This window comes from Streptomyces sp. NPDC051569, assembly GCF_044454085.1.
Taxonomy (GTDB): Bacteria; Actinomycetota; Actinomycetes; order Streptomycetales; family Streptomycetaceae; genus Streptomyces.
On record NZ_JBITDJ010000001.1, the window covers coordinates 617,600 to 642,394 of the forward strand.

Annotated in this window: 25 protein-coding genes, 2 pseudogenes and 1 riboswitch; of the genes and pseudogenes, 25 read left to right on the forward strand and 2 right to left on the reverse strand. The window is 70.8% G+C overall.

Going from position 1 to position 24,795, the window contains the following annotated elements:
* Nucleotides 1–31: 31 nt before the first annotated feature.
* Nucleotides 32–1,585 (forward strand): signal recognition particle protein, encoded by a 1,554-nt coding sequence (gene ffh, locus ACIBAE_RS02635; RefSeq protein ID WP_399281921.1) that lies wholly within the window; start codon nt 32–34, stop codon nt 1,583–1,585.
* 160 nt (nt 1,586–1,745) lie between these two features.
* On the opposite strand, the gene ACIBAE_RS02640 is transcribed toward ffh, so the two are convergent.
* Complete coding sequence (locus ACIBAE_RS02640) at nt 1,746–2,657, reverse strand: methyltransferase domain-containing protein (protein ID WP_399281923.1); 912 nt, start codon at nt 2,655–2,657, stop codon at nt 1,746–1,748.
* Between the two features lie 223 nt (nt 2,658–2,880).
* Between ACIBAE_RS02640 and proS the strand changes: the two genes are divergently transcribed.
* The 18 genes and pseudogenes from proS (at nt 2,881) to ACIBAE_RS02730 (ending at nt 17,814) form a co-directional block, all read left to right on the forward strand.
* Entirely contained in the window at nt 2,881–4,296 is a 1,416-nt protein-coding gene (gene proS / locus ACIBAE_RS02645; RefSeq protein ID WP_399281925.1) for a proline--tRNA ligase, read from the forward strand.
* Between the two features lie 285 nt (nt 4,297–4,581).
* Nucleotides 4,582–5,175, forward strand: coding sequence for a hypothetical protein (locus ACIBAE_RS02650; RefSeq protein ID WP_399281926.1), 594 nt, complete (start codon nt 4,582–4,584; stop codon nt 5,173–5,175).
* Nucleotides 5,176–5,372: 197 nt separating this feature from the next.
* Nucleotides 5,373–5,819, forward strand: coding sequence for a 30S ribosomal protein S16 (rpsP, locus tag ACIBAE_RS02655; protein WP_399281927.1), 447 nt, complete (start codon nt 5,373–5,375; stop codon nt 5,817–5,819).
* 2 nt (nt 5,820–5,821) lie between these two features.
* Nucleotides 5,822–6,061 (forward strand): RNA-binding protein, encoded by a 240-nt coding sequence (locus ACIBAE_RS02660; RefSeq protein WP_030011889.1) that lies wholly within the window; start codon nt 5,822–5,824, stop codon nt 6,059–6,061.
* A gap of 107 nt (nt 6,062–6,168) precedes the next feature.
* Nucleotides 6,169–6,792 (forward strand): ribosome maturation factor RimM, encoded by a 624-nt coding sequence (gene rimM, locus ACIBAE_RS02665; protein WP_399281928.1) that lies wholly within the window; start codon nt 6,169–6,171, stop codon nt 6,790–6,792.
* Nucleotides 6,792–7,613 carry a tRNA (guanosine(37)-N1)-methyltransferase TrmD gene (gene trmD, locus ACIBAE_RS02670; protein ID WP_399281929.1) on the forward strand — a complete coding sequence of 274 codons (822 nt, stop codon included), beginning with the start codon at nt 6,792–6,794 and terminating at the stop codon, nt 7,611–7,613. Before rimM ends, trmD begins: the two co-directional genes overlap by 1 nt.
* A 131-nt stretch (nt 7,614–7,744) precedes the next feature.
* Nucleotides 7,745–8,095: a 50S ribosomal protein L19 gene (gene rplS, locus ACIBAE_RS02675; RefSeq protein ID WP_399281930.1), complete on the forward strand. Its 351-nt coding sequence runs from the start codon at nt 7,745–7,747 to the stop codon at nt 8,093–8,095.
* Nucleotides 8,096–8,167: 72 nt separating this feature from the next.
* The gene (gene lepB / locus ACIBAE_RS02680) at nt 8,168–9,001 is read left to right on the forward strand and encodes a signal peptidase I (protein WP_399281931.1); all 834 of its coding nucleotides are present in this window, start codon (nt 8,168–8,170) and stop codon (nt 8,999–9,001) included.
* A pseudogene (lepB, locus tag ACIBAE_RS02685) lies at nt 8,994–10,132 on the forward strand (signal peptidase I). Before lepB (ACIBAE_RS02680) ends, lepB (ACIBAE_RS02685) begins: the two are co-directional and overlap by 8 nt.
* Entirely contained in the window at nt 10,101–11,054 is a 954-nt protein-coding gene (gene lepB / locus ACIBAE_RS02690; RefSeq protein WP_399282004.1) for a signal peptidase I, read from the forward strand. The pseudogene lepB (ACIBAE_RS02685) and the gene lepB (ACIBAE_RS02690) overlap by 32 nt, the downstream one beginning before the upstream one ends.
* A 59-nt stretch (nt 11,055–11,113) precedes the next feature.
* Nucleotides 11,114–11,875: a signal peptidase I gene (gene lepB / locus ACIBAE_RS02695; protein WP_399281932.1), complete on the forward strand. Its 762-nt coding sequence runs from the start codon at nt 11,114–11,116 to the stop codon at nt 11,873–11,875.
* A 100-nt stretch (nt 11,876–11,975) separates the two neighbouring features.
* Nucleotides 11,976–12,482 carry an NUDIX hydrolase gene (locus tag ACIBAE_RS02700; RefSeq protein WP_399281933.1) on the forward strand — a complete coding sequence of 169 codons (507 nt, stop codon included), beginning with the start codon at nt 11,976–11,978 and terminating at the stop codon, nt 12,480–12,482.
* A 54-nt stretch (nt 12,483–12,536) separates the two neighbouring features.
* The gene (locus tag ACIBAE_RS02705; RefSeq protein ID WP_014675276.1) at nt 12,537–12,845 is read left to right on the forward strand and encodes a DUF2469 domain-containing protein; all 309 of its coding nucleotides are present in this window, start codon (nt 12,537–12,539) and stop codon (nt 12,843–12,845) included.
* A 97-nt stretch (nt 12,846–12,942) separates the two neighbouring features.
* A complete protein-coding gene (locus tag ACIBAE_RS02710; protein ID WP_399281934.1) occupies nt 12,943–13,320 on the forward strand; it encodes a YraN family protein in 378 nt (125 codons plus the stop codon).
* Nucleotides 13,320–14,957 (forward strand): YifB family Mg chelatase-like AAA ATPase, encoded by a 1,638-nt coding sequence (locus ACIBAE_RS02715; protein WP_399281935.1) that lies wholly within the window; start codon nt 13,320–13,322, stop codon nt 14,955–14,957. The genes ACIBAE_RS02710 and ACIBAE_RS02715 overlap by 1 nt, the downstream gene beginning before the upstream one ends.
* The gene (gene dprA / locus ACIBAE_RS02720) at nt 14,954–16,117 is read left to right on the forward strand and encodes a DNA-processing protein DprA (RefSeq protein ID WP_399281937.1); all 1,164 of its coding nucleotides are present in this window, start codon (nt 14,954–14,956) and stop codon (nt 16,115–16,117) included. Before ACIBAE_RS02715 ends, dprA begins: the two co-directional genes overlap by 4 nt.
* 241 nt (nt 16,118–16,358) lie before the next feature.
* Nucleotides 16,359–17,195, forward strand: coding sequence for an RNA polymerase sigma factor WhiG (whiG, locus tag ACIBAE_RS02725; RefSeq protein ID WP_399281938.1), 837 nt, complete (start codon nt 16,359–16,361; stop codon nt 17,193–17,195).
* Between the two features lie 79 nt (nt 17,196–17,274).
* Nucleotides 17,275–17,814, forward strand: a complete 540-nt coding sequence (locus ACIBAE_RS02730; RefSeq protein ID WP_399282005.1) for a TetR/AcrR family transcriptional regulator — start codon at nt 17,275–17,277, stop codon at nt 17,812–17,814.
* 143 nt (nt 17,815–17,957) lie between these two features.
* Here ACIBAE_RS02730 and ACIBAE_RS02735 read toward each other — a convergent pair.
* A pseudogene (locus ACIBAE_RS02735) lies at nt 17,958–18,527 on the reverse strand (peptidoglycan DD-metalloendopeptidase family protein); the annotation flags it as partial.
* A 235-nt stretch (nt 18,528–18,762) separates the two neighbouring features.
* On the opposite strand from ACIBAE_RS02735, the gene rpsB reads away from it, so the two are divergent.
* The 6 genes from rpsB to rlmN all read left to right on the forward strand — a co-directional run bounded on the left by rpsB (nt 18,763) and on the right by rlmN (nt 24,626).
* Nucleotides 18,763–19,713, forward strand: coding sequence for a 30S ribosomal protein S2 (gene rpsB, locus ACIBAE_RS02740; RefSeq protein WP_399281939.1), 951 nt, complete (start codon nt 18,763–18,765; stop codon nt 19,711–19,713).
* Nucleotides 19,714–19,800: 87 nt separating this feature from the next.
* Nucleotides 19,801–20,637, forward strand: coding sequence for a translation elongation factor Ts (gene tsf, locus ACIBAE_RS02745; protein WP_399281940.1), 837 nt, complete (start codon nt 19,801–19,803; stop codon nt 20,635–20,637).
* 180 nt (nt 20,638–20,817) lie between these two features.
* Entirely contained in the window at nt 20,818–21,585 is a 768-nt protein-coding gene (gene pyrH / locus ACIBAE_RS02750) for a UMP kinase (protein ID WP_399281941.1), read from the forward strand.
* A 127-nt stretch (nt 21,586–21,712) separates the two neighbouring features.
* Nucleotides 21,713–22,270 carry a ribosome recycling factor gene (gene frr, locus ACIBAE_RS02755; RefSeq protein WP_399281942.1) on the forward strand — a complete coding sequence of 186 codons (558 nt, stop codon included), beginning with the start codon at nt 21,713–21,715 and terminating at the stop codon, nt 22,268–22,270.
* On the forward strand, nt 22,270–23,340 hold the full coding sequence (locus tag ACIBAE_RS02760) for a phosphatidate cytidylyltransferase (RefSeq protein ID WP_399281943.1): 1,071 nt from the start codon (nt 22,270–22,272) through the stop codon (nt 23,338–23,340). Before frr ends, ACIBAE_RS02760 begins: the two co-directional genes overlap by 1 nt.
* 173 nt (nt 23,341–23,513) lie before the next feature.
* On the forward strand, nt 23,514–24,626 hold the full coding sequence (rlmN, locus tag ACIBAE_RS02765) for a 23S rRNA (adenine(2503)-C(2))-methyltransferase RlmN (RefSeq protein ID WP_399281944.1): 1,113 nt from the start codon (nt 23,514–23,516) through the stop codon (nt 24,624–24,626).
* Nucleotides 24,627–24,657: 31 nt separating this feature from the next.
* A riboswitch (TPP riboswitch) is annotated at nt 24,658–24,783 on the forward strand.
* The last annotated feature ends 12 nt before the right edge of the window (nt 24,784–24,795 follow it).

The following is a 24,795-nucleotide window of genomic DNA, read 5'->3' on the forward strand; positions in this document are numbered from 1 at the left end:
CCCGCCCCCGACCTGAGGATCCGCGACCGCCGTGTTCGACACTCTCTCCGACCGCCTCGCAGCCACATTCAAGAGCCTCCGGGGCAAAGGGCGCCTCAGCCCGGAGGACATCGACGCCACGGCCCGCGAGATCCGTATCGCGCTGCTCGAGGCGGACGTGGCACTGCCCGTCGTCCGCTCCTTCATCGCCAAGGTCAAGGAGCGCGCGGCCGGTGCCGAGGTGTCCCAGGCGCTGAATCCCGCCCAGCAGATCATCAAGATCGTCAACGAGGAGCTCATCGGCATCCTCGGTGGCGAGACCCGCCGCCTGCGCTTCGCCAAGCAGCCGCCGACGGTGATCATGCTCGCCGGTCTCCAGGGCGCCGGTAAGACCACCCTGGCCGGAAAGCTCGGCCTCTGGCTCAAGGGCCAGGGCCACACCCCGCTGCTCGTCGCCTGCGACCTCCAACGCCCCAACGCCGTCACCCAGCTCTCCGTCGTCGCCGAGCGCGCGGGCGTCGCGGTGTACGCCCCCGAGCCGGGCAACGGCGTCGGCGACCCGGTCAAGGTCGCCAAGGACTCCGTCGAGTACGCCCGCACCCGGCAGTACGACGTCGTCGTCGTCGACACCGCCGGCCGCCTCGGTATCGACCAGGAGCTGATGAAGCAGGCCGCGGACATCCGCGACGCCGTCAGCCCCGACGAGGTCCTCTTCGTCGTCGACGCGATGATCGGCCAGGACGCGGTCAACACCGCCGAGGCCTTCCGTGACGGCGTCGGCTTCGACGGTGTCGTGCTCTCCAAGCTCGACGGTGACGCCCGCGGTGGCGCCGCGCTCTCCATCGCCCACGTCACCGGCAAGCAGATCATGTTCGCCTCCAACGGCGAGAAGCTCGACGAGTTCGACGCGTTCCACCCGGACCGCATGGCGTCCCGCATCCTCGACATGGGTGACCTGCTCACCCTCATCGAGCAGGCGGAGAAGACGTTCAGCCAGGCCGAGGCCGAGCAGATGGCCTCCAAGCTGGCGAGCAGCAAGGGCAAGGACTTCACCCTCGACGACTTCCTGGCCCAGATGGAGCAGGTCAGGAAGATGGGCTCCATCTCCAAGCTGCTCGGCATGCTGCCCGGCATGGGGCAGATCAAGGACCAGATCAACAACATCGACGAGCGGGACGTGGACCGTACCGCCGCGATCATCAAGTCGATGACGCCGGGCGAGCGGCACGACCCGACCATCATCAACGGATCGCGCCGGGCGCGTATCGCGCGTGGTTCCGGTGTCGAGGTCAGCGCCGTGAAGAACCTGGTGGAGCGGTTCTTCGACGCCCGCAAGATGATGTCCAAGATGGCGCAGGGCGGCGGGATGCCGGGCATGCCGGGCATCCCGGGGATGGGCGGCGGCCCCGGCCGCACGAAGAAGAAGCAGAAGCAGGCCAAGGGCAAGCAGCGGTCGGGCAACCCGATGAAGCGCAAGGCGGACGAGCAGGCCGCGGCCGCGAAGCGCGAGGAAGCGGCGCAGTCCGGCAACGCCTTCGGCCTGCCGGCCGGCGAGCAGGACAAGAACTTCGAACTGCCCGACGAGTTCAAGAAGTTCATGAGCTGACGGTGGCCTGACGGCCACTCGGGCCGTCGCCCCGGAGCGGGGTGACGGCCGGGCGCGCCGGGGCGGGCGGGCAGGGAGCCCGCCTCGCGCACGGGCCCGTCCCCACCCGCGAGGTCAGGCCGGTGAGGTCAGGCCCGCGAGGTCAGGCCGGTGAGGTGGGTCAGGGCGTACGGGCGATCAGGTAGCGGAAGACGTTCGGCATCCACACCGTGCCGTCCCGGCGCAGATGCGGGTGGAGCGCCTCGCCGACCTCCTTCTCCACCTGCCGCCGGTCCGTGGCCCGTATCGCACCGTCGAACACCCCGGTCGACAGCAGACCCCGGACCGCGCTCGACATGTCCGCGTACCCGAAGGGGCAGGCCACCCGCCCCGAGCCGTCCGGCTTCAGCCCGGCCCGCGCGGCCACATCCTCCAGGTCGTCCCGGCGCGCCGGGCGCCAGCCGCCCTTGCGCAGCCGGTCGGTCAGCCGTCCCGCGACCCGCAGCACCGCGTCCGTGGCACACCGCTCCGGCGGGCCCCAGCCGGCCAGCACCACCGGGGTGCCGCGCCCGGCCAGCGGTACCGCCGTGTCGAGCGCGGTTCCGAGACCCTCGGCGTCCCCCGCCACCCGGCCGACCGGCTCGAAGGCCGTGATCAGGTCGTACGGCGGACGGTCGGACCGCGCGCCGGTATCGGCCATCAGGTCCACCGGCAGCAGCCTGCCGGTGTCCGCCGCGGGACCGGCGGCGCGGCCGTCGTGTTTCCCGTTGTGTTTCCCGTCGGCGAGCAGCCGTTCGCGGGCCAGCGCGAGCCGCTCCTCGTCGGAGTCGACGCCGGTCACCCGCGCGCCACGTGAGGCCGCCAGGAGCAGCGCGAGCCCCGAACCGCAGCCGAGCCCCAGCACCCGGGTCCCGGTGCGGACCTCCAGGCGCTCGTACACCGCTTCGTAGAGCGGCACCAGCATCCGTTCCTGGATCTCGGCCCAGTCGCGGGCGCGGGCGCCGGGGTCCGCGGGGCCCGCGTCCGACGGGAGCGCCGGTGCAGGGGCCGCGGGTGATGGCTGCTGATGGTGCTGGACGAGCGTACGTGTCATGGATAGCGCCCCAATCCGCCGAGAGGTCGGTAGTGCCCTGATTGACAGCCCCCCGTGTACGTGCGCGCACACATCCCCCGTATGCCAGGGAACGCCCCATCCGCGCCCGCGTCCAGTGGGCGATTGGCAAAGTGTGACGAGCGCCGGGCGTGCGCCCCCGCGCACTGCCCTGCGGGCGAGCCGGAAACCGTTTCCCGGGCACCGCCGCCTTACGATGCGCGCCATGGCGAAGGCACCCGTTCTCACACCTCAGGCGGACGATTTCCCCCGCTGGTACCAGGACCTGATCAACAAGGCCGAGCTGGCCGACAACGGCCCGGTGCGCGGCACGATGGTGATGAGGCCGTACGGGTACGGCCTGTGGGAACGGATGCAGGAGGAGCTGGACGCCCGCATCAAGGAAGCCGGCGCCTCTAACGCGTACTTCCCCCTCCTCATCCCGCAGTCGTACCTGACCCGGGAGGCCGAGCACGTCGAGGGCTTCGCGCCCGAGCTGGCCGTCGTCACCCGGGCCGGCGGCAAGGTGCTGGACGAGCCGGTCGTCGTACGCCCCACCTCCGAGACGATCGTCAACGAGTACTTCTCCCGGTGGGTACGGAGCTACCGCGACCTCCCGCTGCTCATCAACCAGTGGGCCAATGTCGTCCGCTGGGAGATGCGTCCCCGGATCTTCCTGCGCACCACCGAATTCCTCTGGCAGGAGGGTCACACCGCCCACGCCACCTCCAAGGACGCCCGGGACTACGCCGCCCGCATCCACCGCGACGTATACGCCGACTTCATGACCGACGTGCTCGCCATCGATGTCGTCCTGGGCCGCAAGACCGCCCGCGAGCGTTTCGCCGGCGCCGTCAACACCCTGACCCTCGAAGGCATGATGGGCGACGGCAAGGCCCTCCAGCTGGGCACCAGCCATGAACTCGGCCAGAACTTCGCCAAGGCGTTCCACATCCGCTACCTGTCGAAGGAGGGCACCGAGGAACTGGTGTGGCAGACCTCCTGGGGTGCCTCCACCCGGATGGTCGGCGGCCTGATCATGACGCACGGCGACGACAACGGGCTGCGCGTGCCGCCCCGGCTGGCCCCCGTCCAGGTGGTCGTTCTCGCCATCAAGGGCGACGAGGCCGTCCTCGCCCAGGTCCGGGAGACCGCCGGCCGCCTCGGGGCCGCCGGACTCCGCGTCCTGGTCGACGACCGTACCGACACCCCCTTCGGCCGCCGCGTCGTCGACTGGGAGCTGAAGGGCGTGCCCGTACGGATCGAGATCGGCCCGCGCGACCTGGAGACCGGCACCGCGATGCTGGCGCGCCGGATCCCCGGGGGCAAGGAGCCCGTCGCCGTGGACGCCCTCGCCGGGCTGCTGCCCACGCTCCTGGAGGAGGACCAGGCACTGCTGCTGCGGCAGTCCCGCGACCGGCGCGTCTCCCGCACGAGCGAGGTCTCCTCCGTCGCCGAGGCGGCCGAGGCGGCCGGCGCCGGGGGGTGGGCGCGCATCCCCTGGGCGACGCTGGGACCCGGCGGCGAGGCGGCTCTGGCGGAGCGCGGCGTGTCCGTACGGTGCCTGGTCGCCGAGGACGGGTCGGTGCCGGAGAGCGACGACGCCCCGGGTACTGTCGCCGTCGTGGCCCGCGCCTACTGATCGCGAGAGGGCCCGCGTACGGCCCGCATACGGCCCGCCCGGACGCCCTGGCAGGGCCCGGAGGACTCTCCCCGGCGGCCGGGAGAAACCCGGCGTACGTAGATCGTCTACGCGCGGATGCGTACGCGACGCTACGTACCACCTTGCGGCGAGCTGCGCCGCTTCTCCGCAGTTCGCCGCACCCGCCCTCGTCAGGACGCATCAAGGGCAACTGACGGGTACGTGCAAATTATTTGGGATGCCCCGTAATGGAACCCGGGAGCGTTCCGGCTCGTTATTCACGACGTGAGCACGACACCACCTGTTCTCGCCGCAGAGCTGGCGCAGGCGTGGGCCGATATTCAGCGGTCCCACCCTGAGCTGCCGGATCTAGCCGCGCCAGAGTCCCTGATCGGAGAGTCCTCGTCCGCCTGTGGCGGCGAACTCTCCTTCGAACGACTGCTTCACGAAGCGGTCCACGGCATCGCCGCCGCGCGAGGCGTCCGTGACACCTCGCGCGCGGGCCGTTACCACAACCGCCGATTCCTGGCGATCGCCGAGGAGATGGGCCTCGACCACCCGGAGGAGCCGCATCCCAGCAGCGGTTTCTCCCTGGTCTCGCTCAGCCCCGAGGCGAAGCGGCGGTATCGACCCACCATCGAGCGGCTGCAGCGCGCCCTCAAGGCGCACACGGTCGCGACAGCCGCGGACACCAAGCGCAGCTTCCGCGGTCCGGCCGCCCGGCACGGATCGTCCGGCGGCGGCGTACGCGTCAAAGCCGTCTGCGACTGCGGCCGTAATGTCCGGGTCGTGCCGTCGGTGCTCGCCCAGGCGCCCATCGTCTGCGGCGGCTGCGGCAAGCCCTTCCGCATCCCGGAAGTGGTCGCCGCCGCGAGCTGAGCACCCGGGCCCCGGAGCTGTCACCGTCCGGGTCATGCCGCGCCGCGCGTGTGTGGCAGAATGGCCAGCTGTACTCGACAGTCGCATAGGACCCCTCTCTCCTCCGGCTGACGCGTCCATCGGGCGAATCGGGTACCGCAACCCCACGCGGCATCCCGGTGTGCCCAATCACGTCAAGACCAGGAGACACCACTCCAGTGGCAGTCAAGATCAAGCTGAAGCGTCTGGGCAAGATCCGTTCGCCTCACTACCGCATCATCGTCGCCGACTCCCGTACCCGCCGCGACGGCCGGGCCATCGAGGAGATCGGTCTGTACCACCCGGTGCAGAACCCCTCGCGTATCGAGGTCGACTCGGACCGCGCGCGTTACTGGCTGTCCGTCGGCGCCCAGCCGACCGAGCCCGTTCTCGCGATCCTCAAGCTCACCGGTGACTGGCAGGCGCACAAGGGCCTCCCGGCCCCCGCGCCGCTGCTCCAGCCGGAGCCGAAGGCCGACAAGCGTGCCCTCTTCGAGGCGCTCGTGAAGGACGCCGGCGACGAGCCCAAGGGTGAGGCGATCACGCCGAAGGCCAAGAAGGCCGACAAGAAGGCCGACGAAGCCGGCACCGAGGCTTCGGCCGCAGCCGAGTCGACCGAGGCCTGAGCATGCTCGAGGAGGCTCTCGAGCACCTCGTGAAGGGCATCGTCGACAACCCGGACGAGGTGCAGGTGGCCTCGCGCAACCTGCGCCGCGGCCAGGTGCTTGAGGTCCGGGTGCACCCCGACGACCTCGGCAAGGTGATCGGCCGCAACGGCCGCACCGCGCGTGCTCTGCGGACCGTCGTGGGCGCCATCGGCGGCCGTGGCATCCGTGTCGACCTCGTCGACGTGGACCAGGTTCGCTGAGAATTCGTACGTCCGGCACGGGCCGGGGAGGGCGTCCGCCCTCTCCGGCCTTTGTCGTTCCCGGCAGGGACGGTAACCATCCCTTCGCAGAGAGGCAGGCACTGCACGTGCAGTTGGTAGTCGCGCGGATCGGCCGCGCCCACGGCATCAAGGGTGAGGTCACCGTCGAGGTGCGCACCGACGAGCCCGAACTGCGCCTCGGGCCCGGCGCCGTACTCGGCACGGAACCGGCCTCGGCCGGACCGCTGACGATCGAGACGGGCCGGGTGCACAGCGGCAGGCTGCTGCTGCGCTTCGAGGGCGTACGCGACCGGACGGGCGCCGAGGCCCTGCGCAACATCCTGCTGATCGCCGAGATCGACCCCGAAGAACTCCCCGAGGACCCGGAGGAGTTCTACGACCATCAGCTGATGGACCTGGATGTCGTCCTGGCCGACGGCACGGAGATCGGCCGGATCACCGAGATCACCCACCTGCCCTCGCAGGACCTCTTCATCGTGGAACGGCCTGACGGCAGCGAGGTGATGATCCCCTTCGTCGAGGAGATCGTCACCGAGATCGACCTGGAGGAGCAGCGGGCCGTCATCGACCCGCCGCCCGGACTCATCGACGACCACGCGGAGGTCGCGGCCGGCGGGGACGACGCGCACGCCGCCGTCGACGGGGACGCGGAGACCGCCTCCGGCGGGACCGCGTCACGTGAGACCGCCTCCGGCGAGGAAAACGACTGATGCGGCTCGATGTCGTCACGATCTTCCCGGAGTACCTGGAGCCGCTGAACGTCTCGCTCGTCGGCAAGGCGCGGGCGCGCGGTCAGCTCGGCGTGCACGTGCACGACCTGCGGGAGTGGACGTACGACCGGCACAACACGGTCGACGACACCCCTTACGGCGGCGGCCCCGGCATGGTCATGAAGACCGAACCCTGGGGTCACGCCCTGGACGACGTGCTCGCGAACGGGTACGACGCGGGTGCCCACGGCCCCGTGCTGGTCGTCCCCACCCCCAGCGGCCGCCCGTTCACCCAGGAACTCGCCGTCGAACTCTCCGAGCGGCCGTGGCTGATCTTCACGCCCGCCCGCTACGAGGGCATCGACCGCCGGGTCATCGACGAGTACGCCACCCGGATACCGGTCTACGAGGTGTCCATCGGCGACTACGTGCTGGCGGGCGGCGAGGCGGCCGTCCTGGTCGTCACCGAGGCCGTCGCCCGGCTGCTGCCCGGCGTCCTCGGCAACGCCGAGTCGCACCGCGACGACTCCTTCGCCCCCGGCGCGATGGCCAATCTGCTGGAGGGGCCGGTCTACACCAAGCCGCCGGAGTGGCGCGGACACGGGATCCCCGACGTGCTGCTCAGCGGCCACCACGGCAGGATCGCCCGCTGGCGGCGGGACGAGGCGTTCCGGCGCACGGCTCTCAACCGGCCCGATCTGATCGAGCGCTGCGACCCCGCCGCCTTCGACAAGAAGGACCGCGAGATGCTCTCCATCCTGGGCTGGTCGCCGGAGCCCGGTGGCCGATTTTGGCGTAGACCAGCGGCCATGGAAGAATGAGCCGTTGCCGTACGTCCGGCGCGCGCCCCTGCCACAGGGGGAACGACGCCCGTCCGACGCGAACGGCACCCCCAGACTCTCATTTCGATCACCGTTGATGACCTGTGGCATCAGCGAGGAAGCAGTCCCACATGACCAGCCTGCTCGACAACGTCGACGTAGCGTCGCTCCGCAGCGACCTGCCCGCCTTCCGCCCCGGTGACACCGTGAACGTTCACGTGCGTGTCATCGAAGGCAACCGCTCCCGTATCCAGCAGTTCAAGGGCGTGGTCATCCGCCGTCAGGGTTCCGGCGTCCGCGAGACCTTCACGGTCCGCAAGGTCTCCTTCTCCGTCGGTGTCGAGCGCACCTTCCCCGTCCACAGCCCGATCTTCGAGAAGATCGAGCTCGTGAGCCGCGGTGACGTCCGTCGCGCCAAGCTCTACTACCTCCGTGAGCTGCGCGGCAAGGCCGCGAAGATCAAGGAGAAGCGCGACAGGTGAGCGCTCGGCGCCCGGGCTGACGCCCGGACTCGCGCCCGGTTCCCCAGGGTCGCCGGATAAGATCTGGCCCCGATGGACACCGAAGCACAGCACTCGGAGCGCGACCGCTCCTCCGAAGCCCCCGCCGGGGCGGAGGAGCGGTCGCGCTCCCTGCGTTTTCCGGCGGTTCCGGCCATGGGCAGGCTCATCTCGCGCTTCCCGGCCACGCGCTCCCCCCTCATGGGGGAGCCCCGCGACCCGTGGCTCTCCTGGCGCCGGGCGGGGCTGCTGGGCGCCGCCTGCGCGGTCTTCGCGCTGCTGTTCAGCACCTTCGTGACGCAGCCCTTCCTGATCCCCAGCGGCTCGATGGAGCCCACGCTCCAGGTCGGGGACCGGGTACTGGTCAACAAACTGGCGTACCGCTTCGGGAGCGCGCCGGTCCGCGGTGAGGTGGTCGTCTTCGACGGCACCGGATCCTTCGTCGCGCAGCCGGCGCCGCGCGACCCGGTCACCACGCTGCTGCGCGGCGCGGCCGCGGCATTGGGTCTCGCCGAGCCCGCCGAGACCGACTTCGTGAAACGGGTGATCGGGGTGGGGGGTGACCGGGTGGTCTGCTGCGACCGCAGGGGCAGGGTCGAGGTGAACGGCCGGCCGGTGGACGAGCGGTACCTGTACCCCGGCGACGCACCCTCCCTCGTTCCGTTCGACATCGTGGTTCCGCGCGGGAGGCTGTGGGTCATGGGCGATCACCGGAGCAACTCCCGCGACTCCCGGGACCACCTCGGTGAGCCGGGCGGCGGCATGGTGCCCGTCGACGAGGTCATCGGGCGGGTGGCGTGGATCGGCTGGCCGCTGGGCCGCTGGTCCTCGGTGGAGCCGGCCGACGCCTTCAGGGGCGTACGGGAACCGGGTGGCGCTCATGGGTAGGCGCGGACGCCCCCCGGGCCACGGGGCCGGCGGGCAGGGAGACGGCCGGCAGGGGGCGGACCCGCACGGGATCGGTCCTGACGGGATCGGTCCTGGCGGGATCGGTTCTGACGGGGACGGTTCTGACGGGAATCGTCGTCACGGGGACGGTGGCGGCCGGCCGGCCGGCGGCGGGTCCGCGAGCGGACGTCCGCTGCCCGGCCGGGCGGAGCGGCGCAAGCTGGCCCGCAAGGTCAAGCGTCGCCGTCGCCGGTCCGCCGTCACCGAGATCCCTCTGCTGATCGTCGTGGCCCTCCTGATCGCGCTCGTCCTGAAGACGTTCCTGGTGCAGGCGTTCGTGATCCCGTCCGGGTCGATGGAGCAGACCATCCAGGTCAGTGACCGGGTCCTGGTGGACAAACTCACCCCCTGGTTCGGCGCGAAGCCGAAGCGCGGCGATGTCGTGGTCTTCAACGACCCCGGACACTGGCTCGACGGCGAACCGCCCGCGCCCGACGACTCCCCGGTGGGCCTCAAGCAGATCAAGCAGGCTCTCACCTTCGTCGGGCTGCTGCCGTCCGCCAACGAGCAGGACCTGATCAAGCGGGTCGTCGGGGTGGGGGGCGACACCGTGGCGTGCTGCGACAAGAACGGCAGGGTCACCGTCAACGGCGTGCCCCTCACGGAGCCGTACCTGTACCCCGGCAACGTTCCCTCGCTGGTCTCCTTCACGGTGAAGGTGCCGGCCGGGCGTATTTTCGTCATGGGGGACCACCGGGCGAATTCGGCCGATTCCCGCTTCCATCTCAGCCAGCCGTTCCAGGGCACGGTCTCCGAGGAGGACGTCGTCGGGCGGGCGGTCGTCATCGCCTGGCCGTTCGGTCACTGGCGCAGACTGGAGGAGCCGGAGACGTACGCTTCGGTCCCGCAGGCACGTGCCGCGCCGACGACGGCCGCGCGCGCGTCGAATAGTGTGTCCTCCCAGGATCGACACGGATTGATCCGGCTCCCGACCCCTGCGGAACTCCCGCTCGTTATGGGAGTGGTGGCCCTGCCCCTGATGGGGATCAGGCGATCACACGGAGCGAATCGCACGGAGTAAGGAGTGGATGTGGGGGATGTGGCGGTCGGCGCACGATCCGGACACGATGATCCCGAGGAGGGACACGAGCAGCTCGCCGAGTCGCCCGCGGTCGTGACGGACGGTACGACGGAACCCGAGAGCGGGATCGTGGACAGCGGTGGCTCGGACACGGGCGTCCCGGGCAGTGACGAATCGGACCGGGACGAGCCCGCCGGGAGGAGCCAGCGCTCCTTCTGGAAGGAGCTGCCCCTGCTGATCGGTATCGCGCTGGTGCTCGCGCTGCTGATCAAGACCTTCCTGGTGCAGGCGTTCTCGATCCCCTCGGACTCCATGCAGGACACCCTGCAGCGGGGTGACCGGGTGCTCGTGGACAAGCTCACGCCCTGGTTCGGCTCCGAGCCGGAGCGCGGTGAGGTCGTGGTCTTCCACGACCCGGGCGGCTGGCTGGACGGCGCCGAGACACCTGAGCCGAATGTGGCGCAGAAGTTCCTCAGCTTCATCGGGCTGATGCCGTCCGCGGAGGAGAAGGACCTGATCAAGCGGGTCATCGCGGTCGGCGGTGACACGGTGCAGTGTGACAAGGGCGGCAAGGTCAAGGTCAACGGGCACCCGCTGAACGAGACCGGGTACATCTACCCCGGGAACACCCCGTGTGACGACGAGCCGTTCGGCCCGATCCACGTGCCCAAGGGACGTATCTGGGTGATGGGCGACCACCGGCAGAACTCGCTGGACTCCCGCTACCACCAGAGCCTGCCCGGTCACGGCACGGTCTCCACGGACGAGGTCGTCGGCCGCGCCTTCGTCGTCGCCTGGCCGGTCAACCGGTGGTCCACGCTCCCGGTGCCCGGCACGTTCGACCAGCCGGGGCTGAGCACGGCCGCGTCGGCCGCCATGGCCGCGGCTCCCGGGGCGCTCGGCGTCGCGGGCGCGCTGCCGCTGGTGCTGTGGCGCAGGAAGCGGCTGACCGGCGGGCGTACCGCCGGGTAGGGTGCCGTCCCGGATCGTCGATCTCCGAGGATCCTTTCTCCGGAGCGGGGAGTGCTGGGATGAGCGGTACCGGACGGGTGAAGGACGGCCACGGCCGCCTCGGCAGCGTGCTGTCGGGGCTGGCCGTGGCCGTCGGCTGTGTCCTGTTCCTCGGCGGATTCGTCTGGGGAGCCATCGAATACCAGCCCTACACCGTGCCGACCGGCTCGATGACCCCGACGGTGAAGGCCGGGGACCGCGTACTGGCCCAGCGGATATCGGGCGACGAGGTACGGCGCGGGGACGTGGTGGTCTTCACCGACGCCCGGTGGGGCGGTCTCCCGATGGTCAAGCGGGTGGTCGGGGTCGGCGGCGACACGATCGCCTGCTGCGACGCGCGAGGCCGGCTGACCGTCAACGGCGAGCCGGTCGAGGAGCCGTATCTGCCGGGCACACCCGGCGGGCGGGCCTCCATGAACGACTTCGACGCGAGTGTGCCGAAGGGGCAGCTCTTCCTGCTCGGTGACGAACGCACCGGCTCGCTGGACTCACGCGTCCATCTCCAGGAGCCGGGGGACGGCTCGGTGCCGCGCTCGGAGGTGGACGCGCGTGTCGACGCCGTGGCCTGGCCGCCGGCCGGACTGATCGACCGGCCGGGGAGCTTCGCGGCGCTGCCGGGCGGGGTGTCCGCTCCGGGACCGGTGAGGCTGGTCGTCGGGGCCGTGCTGGCGGGGGCGGTACTGATCCTGGGCGGGGCGGCGTACGGACCGGTCGCGCGGCTGCTGTCGAAGCGGCGGCGGTCGCGCCGGTACGACGAGGGGGTGCCCGCCGGTGTCCGCTGACGGCGCCCCCCTGGGTCCGGGCGAGGGCGCGTCGGACGGGAGCGCGTCGGGCGGGAGCGCTTCCGGCGGAGGCGCGTCCGGCGGATGCGAGGCGCCAGGTGTGGACGGCGGGGTGGACGGCGGCGGCGCGCTGCGGAAGGTCGCGCGGGTGGTGCTGCTGGATCCCGGGGACCGGATCCTGCTGCTGCACGGGCACGAGCCCGACGATCCGGCCGACGACTGGTGGTTCACGCCCGGCGGCGGCCTGGAGGGCGACGAGACCCGGGCTCAAGCGGCGCTGCGTGAACTGGCCGAGGAGACGGGGATCACACAGGTGGACCTGGGGCCCGTGCTGTGGCGGCGGACCTGCTCCTTCCCGTTCGACGGACGGCGCTGGAACCAGGACGAGTGGTACTTCCTGGCACGTACGGCACAGACCGAGACCTCGTCCGGCGGGCTGACCGAGCTGGAGCGTCGCAGTGTCGCGGGGCTGAGGTGGTGGACCTCCGCCGAACTGTCGGCGGCGCGTGAGACGGTGTATCCGACCAGGCTCGCCGAGCTGCTGCGTACGCTGCTCGCCGAGGGTCCTCCGGATGCGCCGGTGGTCCTCGCCCCCCACGTCGTATAGGGGCGCGGGGGCCGGAGCACAATAGGGGGACGTACGGCTGAAGGGGAACATGCCATGAGCGCCGAGGACCTCGAGAAGTACGAGACCGAGATGGAGCTGAAGCTCTACCGGGAGTACCGCGATGTCGTCGGTCTGTTCAAATATGTGATCGAGACCGAGCGTCGCTTCTATCTCACCAATGACTACGAGATGCAGGTGCATTCGGTACAGGGAGAAGTCTTCTTCGAGGTCACGATGGCGGACGCCTGGGTCTGGGACATGTACAGGCCGGCCAGGTTCGTCAAGCAGGTGCGGGTGCTCACGTTCAAGGACGTGAATATCGAGGAGCTGAACAAGAGCGATCTCGAACTGCCCGGTGGCTGAAGAGAGTGACCGGGTTGTCCACAACCGCTGAGTTGTCCACAAAGATCCACTAGTTGCGGGCGATCGCGTCAGAGTCGGTGCCGGAGGTGGTGCCGACATGAACGCGACGGGGGCACTGGGACGGTACGGCGAGGAACTGGCCGCGCGACGGCTGGTCGCGTCGGGGATGACCGTGCTGGCACGCAATTGGCGATGCGGCAGAACCGGCGAGATCGACATCGTGGCCCGGGACACGGACGTCCGGGGCGGAGAAGTACTGGTCGTCTGTGAGGTGAAGACCCGCAGAGACGCTTCCTTCGAGCATCCGATGGCCGCGCTCACGCGCGACAAGGTGGACCGGCTCCGGCGGCTGGCGGCCTGCTGGCTGGAGCGCTGCGGAGGCCCGCCGCCCGGCGGGGTGCGCATCGATCTGATCGGGGTGCTGCTGCCCCGGCGGGGCGCACCCGTGGTGGAGCACGCGCGGGGGGTGGCCTGATGGGGTTCGCGCGGGCGTGCTCGGTGGCGCTGGTGGGCGTCGAGGGCGTGGTGGTCGAGGTCCAGGCCGACCTGGAGCCCGGGGTGGCCGCCTTCGCCCTGGTGGGGCTGCCGGACAAGAGCCTCGTGGAGAGCCGCGACCGGGTACGGGCGGCGGTGGTGAACTCCGGCGCGGAGTGGCCGCAGAAGAAGCTCACGGTGGGGCTCAGCCCCGCGTCCGTACCGAAGAGCGGCAGCGGGTTCGATCTCGCCGTCGCGATCGCCGTCCTCGGGGCGGCGGAGCGTATCGACGCCAGGGCCATCGCCGACCTGGTACTCATCGGGGAGCTGGGGCTGGACGGGCGGGTCCGGCCGGTGCGAGGTGTGCTGCCGGCGGTGCTCGCGGCGGCGGAGGCCGGCTACCGGCAGGTCGTCGTCCCGGAGCAGACGGCCGGCGAGGCGTCCCTGGTGCCCGGCGTATCGGTTCTCGGCGTCCGCAGCCTGCGTCAGCTCATCGCCGTCCTCACCGGCGAACCGGTGCCCGACGAACCGCCGCAGGTCCTGGACGGGCGTCCCGACCCGATACTGGCCGGGCTGCTGGTGCCGGGCACCGGCGTCGGCACCGGCCTCGCCTCCGGGAGCGGCCGGAGCGGCGGACACCGGCCGGATCTGGCGGACGTCGCCGGTCAGACGGCGCCCCGCACCGCCCTGGAGGTCGCCGCGGCGGGCGGGCACCATCTCCTGCTCCAAGGCCCTCCCGGAGCGGGCAAGACCATGCTGGCGGAGCGGTTGCCGGGTGTCCTGCCGCCCCTGACCAGGCAGGAATCCCTGGAGGTCACCGCCGTGCACTCGGTGGCGGGGATGCTGCCACCGGGCCAGCCGCTCGTCGACACACCGCCCTACTGCGCACCGCACCACTCGGCGACCATGCAATCGCTGGTCGGCGGCGGGAACGGTCTGCCGAGACCAGGTGCGGTCTCGCTGGCGCACCGCGGAGTCCTCTTCCTGGACGAGGCCCCCGAATTCTCGGGCCGGGCCCTGGACTCCCTGCGCCAGCCGCTCGAATCGGGACATGTGGTGGTGGCGCGCAGCGCGGGGGTGGTACGGCTGCCCGCACGTTTCCTGATGATCCTGGCGGCCAATCCCTGCCCGTGCGGGCGCCACACCCTGCACGGCGCCGGGTGCGACTGTCCGCCCTCGGTGATCCGCCGGTATCAGGCACGGCTGTCAGGACCGCTGCTCGACCGGGTCGACCTGCGGGTCCAGGTCCAGCCCGTCCATCGCGCCGATCTGCTGGGACAGGGCGGCCGGGGCGAGTCGACGGCGGTGGTCGCCGCGCGGGTGCGGGCCGCCAGAGAGCGGTCGGCGGCCCGGCTCGACGGCACACCATGGTCGGTGAACAGCGAGGTGCCGGGCCACGAGCTGCGGACCCGCTGGGCCGTCGCACCCGGAGCCCTCGCCGCCGCCGAGCGGGACCTGGAGCGGGGGCTGCTCACCGTCCGCGGCCTGGACCGGGTGCTCCGGGTGGCCTGGACGGTCGCGGACCTCGCCGGCCGCGACCGTCCCCAGGCGCGTGATGTGGACCTGGCGCTGGAGCTGCGGACGGGCATCGCCCGGGGCGCGGTCGGCGCGGCCGGCACGGTCGGAGGGAGGCCGTGACGGGCGGCGTCACCCCGAGTGAGCGGCTGGCGCGGGCCGCGCTGACCAGGGTCTTCGAGCCGGGGGACGAGCGCGGCGGACACTGGCTGCGGGAATTCGGCGCCGGCGGGCTGCTGGCGCTGCTCACCTCGGCGGACGGCGGGAAGCAACTCGCCGGGGTCGGCGCACGCCGGCTCGGCGGCTACCGGATACGGGCGGCCGGGGCCGACCCCGAGCGCGATCTGTCGGCGGTGGCCGCGCACGGCGGCCGGTTCGTCTGCCCCGGTGACACCGAGTGGCCCAGCCAGCTCGACGACCTGGACGCGGCCGGACCCATCGGGCTCTGGGTGCGGGGCGGTCCCGATCTGCGGATCTGGTCGCTGCGGTCCGTCGCGGTGGTCGGGGCCAGGGCCTGTACTCCGTACGGGGCGCATATGGCGGCCACGCTCGGCTCGGGACTCGCCGAGCGCGGCTGGGTCGTGACGTCCGGCGGCGCGTTCGGGGTCGACGGCGCCGCCCACCGGGGGGCGCTGGCGGCAGGCGGGGCCACCGTCGCGGTGCTCGCCTGCGGCGTCGACGTCGTCTATCCGCCCGGTCATACCGAGTTGATCGGACGCATCGCCGAACAGGGTCTCGTCGTCACCGAATTACCGCCGGGCGACCACCCCACCCGCAGCAGATTCATCCTGCGCAACCGCGTGATCGCCGCGCTCACCAGGGGAACGGTCGTCGTGGAGGCGGCGTACCGCAGCGGCTCGCTGGTCACGGCGCGCTGCGCCCTGCGGCTCGGCCGCTTCACGATGGGCGTGCCCGGACCGGTCACCAGCGGCCTCTCCGCCGGGGTGCACGAACTGCTGCGCGGTGAGGGCGTCCTGGTCACGGACGCCGCCGAAGTCGTGGAGCTGGTGGGCGAGATCGGCGATCTCGCTCCGGTCCGCCGCGGCCCCGTACTCCCGAGGGATCTGCTCGGACCGGTCAGCGCACGGGTCCTGGACGCGCTGCCCGCCCGGGGAGCCGCCGACGTGCGGGAGATCGCGCGGAGCGCCGGGACGACTTCGGACGAGGCGCTCGGCAGGCTGTACGAACTCCACTCGTTGGGGTTTGTCGAACGGCTCGGCGACCGTTGGCAGTTGACGGTCAGGGTGACACCGGACGCCGCGGCGCGGCGAGGCGGTGCTTGACCTGGGGCATTCGGGTGAAAAGGTGATGCCGATGGCTCCCGTGTCACTGTCGGCGGCATCCTGGGGGTCGGCGCGAGCTGCGTCGGCCCCCGCTCGAAGGTGTGGTCGACGGCGTCCACCCGGGCAGGCGCGGGCACCTGTTCGGCGCACACCGCGATGCTTCAGTCACGCTACGCTCACCTGATTCCGGCCCAGACAGACGTCCCCCCGCACGTCACAGCAGAACGGCTCAAGGCAACGCATGCCCCAGCACACCTCCGGGTCTGACCGCGCGGCGGCGCCCCCCGCCGCGCGGAGCGCCGTGCGGCCCCCCGCGCCCTCGTCGCTCGACGAGTTGTGGCGGTCGTACAAGACCACGGGTGACGAGCGGCTGCGGGAGCAGTTGATCCTGCACTACTCGCCGCTGGTGAAGTACGTCGCGGGCCGGGTCAGCGTGGGGCTGCCGTCCAACATCGAGCAGGCCGACTTCGTCTCCTCCGGGGTCTTCGGCCTGATCGACGCGATCGAGAAGTTCGACATCGAGCGGTCGATCAAGTTCGAGACCTACGCGATCACCCGGATCCGCGGCGCGATGATCGACGAACTCAGGGCCCTGGACTGGATCCCGCGTTCCGTGCGGCAGAAGACGAAGGCCGTCGAGCGCGCCTACACGACGCTGGAGGCGCAGCTGCGGCGCACTCCCTCGGAAAGTGAGGTCGCCGCCGAGATGGGGATCGCCCTGGAGGAACTGCACGCCGTTTTCAGCCAGTTGTCCCTGGCGAACGTCGTGGCGCTGGAGGAGCTGCTGCACGTCGGCGGCGAAGGCGGTGACCGGCTCAGCCTGATGGACACGCTGGAGGACACCGCCGCCGACAATCCGGTGGAGGTCGCCGAGGACCGGGAATTGCGACGGCTGCTGGCCCGGGCGATCAATACGCTCCCCGACCGTGAGAAGACCGTGGTCACGCTCTACTACTACGAGGGCCTCACGCTCGCCGAGATCGGCAATGTGCTCGGGGTGACCGAGAGCAGGGTCAGTCAGATCCACACCAAATCCGTGCTGCAACTGCGTGCGAAGCTGGCCGACGTCGGACGCTGACGCGGTGCCGGTCCCGCCCGATCCGTAGAGTGGAGACGTGCCCAGGATTCGAGCGGCCTCGGTGGCCGAGCACCGGACCATGCAGCGCGGCGCCCTGCTGGACGCCGCACGCTCCCTCCTGTCCGAAGGCGGTACGGAAGCGCTGACCTTCCCCGCCCTCGCCGAACGCACGGGCCTTGCCAGATCCTCGGTCTACGAGTACTTCCGCTCGCGCGCCGCCGTCGTCGAAGAGCTCTGCGCCGTGGACTTCCCGGTCTGGGCGGCGGAGGTCGAAGCGGCCATGGCCGGCGCGGACAGCCCGGAGGCCAGGATCGAGGCGTACGTAAGGCAGCAGCTCGCGCTCGTCGGGGACCGCAGGCACCGCGCCGTCGTCGCCATCTCCGCGAGTGAGCTGGACGCCGGGGCCCGCGAGAAGATCCGCGCCGCGCACGGCGGCCTCATCACCATGATCGTGGAGGCCCTGGCCGAACTGGGCCACGACCAGCCGCGCCTCGCCGCGATGCTGCTCCAGGGAGTGGTGGACGCGGCGGTCCGCCGTATCGAACTGGGCGTGGCCGAGGCGCCGCCGGAGATCGCCGAGGCCGCGGTGTCCATGGCGCTGCGCGGCGTACGGGGCTGAGCGCCGGGCAGCCATGGGACGCCGAGGACCGGGAGCAGGCGCGAAGGGCCCCGGCGGAGCAGCCCGGGCGGCAGCAGGGACAGCGGGTTGAGATAGGTCTGGCCCCGCAGCAGGCCCCAGTGCAGGCAGCCCGACGCGCAGTGCGCCGCCGCCGGTGTCGCCAGCGTGGCCACCACCTGTCCCGCGCTCACCTCGTCGCCCTCGGTGACCTGCGGGTCCACCGGTTCGTAGGTGATCCGCAGGGGTGGGACGCCGGTACCCGGCAGGGTGACCGAGAGCACCCCGCGCCCCGCCACCCGGCCCGCGAAGGAGACCCGGCCCGGCGCCGCCGCCCGGACCGGCGATCCGGGTGCGGCGGCGAGGTCGACCCCCCGGTGGCCGGGCCCGTACGCCGAGACCGGTGGCTCCCATCCCCGCAGCACCGCCGGACGCGAGCCGACCGGCCAGGCCCGGCCGCCCCCACCCCCACCGCCCCCACCACCCCCACCACCCCCACCACCCCCGCCGGGCCCGGCGGGGGTGGTGGGGGTGGCCGTGAAGGCGGAGGCAGCGGCGGCGGAGCCGTACGCCGGCGCGAGGACGCACAGGACGAGGCACAGGACGGCGGCGACGGCGGAGGCCCGGACCGGTGGCCGGATCGGTGGCCCGAAGACTGAACGCACAGTGATCATGCCGTTCACGGTCGCGCACAGCGACGCGACCGCGCTGATCATGACCCCGTTCTGTGGAGTACCGACCGGTTGTGGACATCGCCGTCACCCGGGGGTGCGAAGGTCCCGTACACTTCTTGTGGCGATCCGGGTCCCCGGGTCGACTTCGCACGCCCCGCCATCGGCCGTCTTCGCCGGGGTCAGCGCCTCTCGGTCCTTCGTGGCTCGGCGCATCGGGGCGTCAGGCGCGACCGCCGTCCGGCGGACGCGGTAACCGAGTACACCAAGGAGTACGGCCATGGCCGTCGTCACGATGCGGGAGCTGCTGGAAAGCGGCGTCCACTTCGGTCACCAGACCCGTCGCTGGAACCCGAAGATGAAGCGCTTCATCTTCACCGAGCGCAACGGCATCTACATCATCGACCTGCTCCAGTCGCTGTCGTACATCGACCGCGCCTACGAGTTCGTCAAGGAGACCGTCGCCCACGGCGGCTCCATCATGTTCGTGGGTACGAAGAAGCAGGCCCAGGAAGCCATCGCCGAGCAGGCGACGCGCGTGGGTATGCCCTACGTCAACCAGCGCTGGCTGGGCGGCATGCTCACCAACTTCTCCACCGTCTACAAGCGCCTTCAGCGTCTGAAGGAACTTGAGCAGATCGACTTCGAGGACGTGGCCGCCTCCGGCCTCACCAAGAAGGAGCTGCTGGTCCTCTCCCGCGAGAAGGCCAAGCTGGAGAAGACCCTTGGTGGTATCCGCGAGATGCAGAAGGTGCCCAGCGCCGTCTGGATCGTCGACACCAAGAAGGAGCACATCGCCGTCGGTGAGGCGCGCAAGCTCCACATCCCGGTCGTCGCGATCCTCGACACCAACTGTGACCCCGACGAGGTCGACTACAAGATTCCGGGTAACGACGACGCGATCCGCTCCGTCACGCTGCTCACCCGCGTGATCGCCGACGCCGTCGCCGAGGGCCTCATCGCCCGTTCCGGTGTCGCCACCGGTGACTCGAAGCCGGGCGAGAAGGCCGCCGGCGAGCCCCTCGCCGAGTGGGAGCGCGACCTGCTCGACGGCGAGAAGAAGGACGACGCCGAGGCCGAGAAGCCGGCTGAGGCCGCTGCCGCCGACGCCGACGTCCAGACCTCCGCCGAGACGGAGAAGGTCGCCGACGCCGAGCAGGCCGAAGCCCCCGCCGAGGCCGAAGCCCCCGCCGAGGCCGCTGCCCCCGCCGCGGACGCTGAGCAGGCCTGACCTTCACAGGTTCGGATGCTGACGGCGGGGGCCCTGGCCCCCGCCGTCCACCCGTAGATCTTCGACTTCCGAGAGAGATTCACAGACATGGCGAACTACACCGCCGCTGACGTCAAGAAGCTCCGCGAGCTCACCGGCGCCGGCATGATGGACTGCAAGAAGGCCCTGGACGAGGCCGACGGCAATGTCGACAAGGCCGTCGAGCTGCTCCGCGTCAAGGGGCAGAAGGGCGTCGCCAAGCGCGAAGGCCGTTCGGCCGAGAACGGCGCCGTCGTCTCCCTCATCTCCGAGGACAAGACCTCCGGCGTCCTGGTCGAGCTGAAGTGCGAGACGGACTTCGTCGCCAAGGGTGAGAAGTTCCAGAACGTCGCCAACACGCTCGCCGCGCACGTCGCCGCGACCTCTCCGGCCGACCTCGCGACGCTGCTCGCGTCCGAGATCGAGGCCGGCAAGACCGTCCAGGCGTACGTCGACGAGGCCAACGCCAACCTCGGCGAGAAGATCGTCCTGGACCGCTTCGCGCAGTTCACCGGCGGTTACGTGGCTGCCTACATGCACCGCACCATGCCGGACCTTCCGCCGCAGGTCGGCGTCCTCGTCCAGCTGGACAAGGAAGACGCCCAGGTCGCCAAGGACGTCGCGCAGCACATCGCCGCCTTCGCCCCGACGTACCTGAACCGCGACGAGGTCCCGGCCGAGACGGTCGAGAACGAGCGCCGCGTCGCCGAGGCGACCTCTCGCGAGGAGGGCAAGCCCGAGGCCGCCCTTCCCAAGATCGTCGAGGGTCGCGTCAACGGCTTCTTCAAGGACGTCGTCGTCCTGGACCAGGCGTTCGCCAAGGACAACAAGAAGTCCGTCCAGAAGGTTCTGGACGAGGCCGGTGTCTCCCTGACGCGCTTCTCGCGCATCAAGGTCGGCATCTGAGTCTGTACGCGATCAACCAAAGACCCCGATAGGGTCTGACGCAGCCGCCCGCGTTTGCCAGACGGCATACTTCGTTCACGCGGCCGGGCGACCGCAGATCTGACGAGGAGGCCATTGCCGCACAGGGAACCGCAAGGACCCCGGCAATGGCCTTCTTCGTATGCGCACGAGGAGATCTCCATGGAACAGGCCGACAAGAGCGACGACGGCAAGAGCGTCGGCAAGGGCGCCGGCCGCTTCATGCTGAAGCTGTCAGGTGAGGCGTTCGCCGGCGGCGGAGCACTCGGCGTCGACCCCGACGTCGTACACGCCATCGCCCGCGAGATCGCCGCCGTCGTCCGCGACGGCGCCCAGATCGCGGTCGTCATCGGCGGTGGCAACTTCTTCCGGGGCGCCGAGCTCCAGCAGCGCGGCATGGACCGGGCCCGCTCCGACTACATGGGCATGCTCGGTACGGTCATGAACTGCCTGGCCCTCCAGGACTTCCTGGAGAAGGAAGGCATCGACTCCCGCGTCCAGACGGCCATCACCATGGGCCAGGTCGCGGAGCCGTACATCCCGCTGCGCGCCGTACGCCACCTGGAGAAGGGGCGTGTCGTCATCTTCGGCGCCGGCATGGGTATGCCGTACTTCTCCACCGACACCACCGCCGCCCAGCGCGCCCTGGAAATCGACGCCGAGGCGCTGCTGATGGGCAAGAACGGTGTGGACGGGGTCTACGACTCCGACCCCAAGACCAACCCCGGAGCGGTCAAGTTCGACGCGCTGGAGTACAGCGAGGTGATCGCCGGCGATCTGCGGGTCGCCGACATGACCGCGATCACGCTGTGCCAGGACAACAAGCTGCCGATCCTCGTCTTCGAATTGCTGGCCGAGGGCAATATCGCGCGCGCGGTCAAGGGTGAGAAGATCGGCACGCTCGTGAGCGACCAGGGCACCCGGTCCTGATCCGGGTCGGCCCCGCACGAGGATGGACAGAGCCCTGCCGGTCGGACACCGTGCAGGACACAACGCGACGCAGGTTCCGCCGGCCCAGTAGCACTCCGGGCCCACTCAAGACACGCAGGAGCAAGTGGTGATCGAAGAGACCCTCCTCGAGGCCGAGGAGAAGATGGAGAAGGCCGTCCTCGTCGCCAAAGACGACTTCGCCGCCATCCGCACCGGCCGGGCGCACCCGGCGATGTTCAACAAGATCGTGGCGGACTACTACGGTGCCCTCACCCCGATCAACCAGCTGGCGTCGTTCGCCGTGCCCGAGGCGCGGATGACCGTGGTGACCCCGTTCGACAAGAGCGCGCTGCGCAACATCGAGCAGGCGATCCGCGACTCCGACCTCGGTGTCAACCCGAGCAACGACGGCAACATCATCCGGGTGGTGTTCCCGGAGCTGACCCAGGACCGCCGCAAGGAGTTCATCAAGGTCGCCAAGACCAAGGCCGAGGACTCGAAGATCTCGATCCGCGCCGTCCGCCGCAAGGCCAAGGAGACCATCGACAAGCTGGTCAAGGACGGCGAGGTCGGCGAGGACGAGGGACGCCGCGCGGAGAAGGAGCTCGACGACACGACCGCGAAGTATGTCGCGCAGGTCGACGAGCTGCTCAAGAACAAGGAAGCCGAGCTGCTCGAAGTCTGATGAACGACTCTTCCTGGGGCGCCCCGCCGACAGCCGGTCACCGGCGACCGCCCGACCAGGGGGCTGCCCCGGCGGGTCCCGCATACGATGAGCATCCCGCACAGCAGACTCGGCCCATGCCCATCGTGCCCGACGGACCCGCCGGCGGCGGGGACCAGGATGACCACCGGGGGGCTGCTCGGCCGGGCGGCCCCCTGTTCCGCGACGAGATTCCGCAGGAGCCCATGGCCGCCCCTATGCCGCCGCCGCCCAAGAAGCGGGCCGGACGTGACCTGCGAGCGGCCATAGGGGTCGGTGTCGGACTCGGCGCGGTGGTCGTGGCCTCGCTCTTCATCGTCAAGGCGGTGTTCGTCGGTGTCGTGGCGGTCGCCGTGGTCGTCGGGCTGTGGGAGCTGACCTCCCGGCTCGACGAGAAGAAGGGCATCAAGGCCCCGCTCGTACCGCTGGCCGTCGGCGGCGCCGCGATGGTGGTCGCCGGGTACGCGAGCGGTGCGGAGGGGGCATGGGTCGCGATGGCCCTCACCGCCCTCGCGGTGCTGGTCTGGCGGATGACGGCGCCGCCCGAGGGGTACCTCAGGGACGTCACGGCCGGGGTCTTCGCCGCGTTCTACGTACCCTTCCTGGCCACGTTCGTCGCACTGATGCTGACGGCGGACGACGGTGCGCGCCGGGTGCTGATGTTCCTGGTGCTCACGGTCGTCAGCGACACCGGCGCGTACGCGGTCGGCTGGCGTTTCGGCAAGCACAAGCTCGCGCCGCGCATCAGCCCGGGCAAGACCAGGGAAGGGCTGATCGGAGCCGTCGCCTTCGCGATGGCGGCCGGTGCGCTCTGCATGCAGTTCCTGATCGACGACGGGGTCTGGTGGCAGGGGCTGCTGATCGGCCTGGCCGTCGCGGCCAGTGCCACGCTCGGCGATCTCGGCGAGTCCATGATCAAGCGGGATCTCGGCATCAAGGACATGGGCACGCTGCTGCCGGGTCACGGCGGCATCATGGACCGGCTCGACTCCCTGCTGCCCACGGCGCCGGTCGTCTGGCTGCTGCTGGTGCTCTTCGTCGGCTCGGGCTGAGCGACACCGGTTACCCTGAAAGGGCTCGCCGCTCCAGGGCGGCGGGCCTTTTTCGTCCCCGCGGCTGCGGGGACGCCCCCGTGAGGTCTCCCGGCGCCGGCAGCGTCCTGCCGTCCTCCCCGTGTCAGCGGGGGGATCCGCCCGGCCTCGCCGCACCGAGGAGATTGCTTTTCATGGCCCCGCCGACCCCCGGAGAACTCACTTTCGTCGCGCCCCGCGGAGTCAAGAAGCCGCCGCGGCACCTCGCCGACCTCACCCCCGAGGAACGCCGCGAGGCCGTCGCCGCGATCGGTGAGAAGGCGTTCCGCGCCAAGCAGCTGTCGCAGCATTACTTCGCGCGCTACGCGCACGACCCCGAGCAGTGGACCGACATCCCGGCGGGCTCCCGCCAGAAGCTCGCGACGGAACTGCTGCCCGACCTGATGTCGGTGGTACGGCACATCTCCACCGACGACGACACCACCCGCAAGACGCTCTGGCGGATGCACGACGGCACGCTCGTCGAGTCCGTGCTGATGCGCTACCCGGACCGGGTCACCATGTGCATCTCCTCGCAGGCGGGCTGCGGGATGAACTGCCCGTTCTGCGCGACCGGACAGGCGGGCCTGGACCGCAACCTGTCCACCGCCGAGATCGTGCACCAGATCGTGGACGGCATGCGCGCCCTGCGCGACGGTGAGGTCCCCGGCGGCCCCGCCCGGCTGTCCAACATCGTCTTCATGGGCATGGGCGAGCCGCTCGCCAACTACAAGCGGGTGGTCGGCGCGATCCGCCGGCTGACCGACCCGGAGCCCGACGGCCTGGGCCTGTCGCAGCGCGGGATCACCGTGTCGACCGTGGGCCTGGTGCCGGCGATGCTGCGCTTCGCCGACGAGGGCTTCAAGTGCCGCCTCGCGGTTTCCCTGCACGCCCCGGACGACGAGCTGCGCGACACGCTCGTCCCCGTCAACACCCGCTGGAAGGTCCGGGAGGTGCTGGACGCCGCGTGGGAGTACGCGGAGAAGTCCGGTCGCCGTATCTCGATCGAGTACGCGCTGATCCGCGACATCAACGACCAGGCGTGGCGCGGTGACCGGCTGGGCCGGCTGCTCAAGGGCAAGCGCGTGCACGTCAACCTGATCCCGCTCAACCCGACCCCCGGGTCGAAGTGGACGGCGTCCCGCCCCGAGGACGAGAAGGCGTTCGTCGAGGCGATCGCGGCCCATGGTGTGCCGGTGACCGTGCGGGACACCCGAGGCCAGGAGATCGACGGAGCGTGTGGTCAGCTGGCCGCGACGGAGCGCTGACGCCGGGGTACTCTGAGCCCGCACACATCAGATATTCCGACAGGGGAGCGCCACAGCGCTGAGAGTGCGGCATATGTCCGTGAGAACGGGCAGCGGCCGCAGACCCTCTGAACCTCGCCCAGGTCATTCTGGGTAGGAAGTTCGGACACCACTCAAGCTGTTGCGCCCT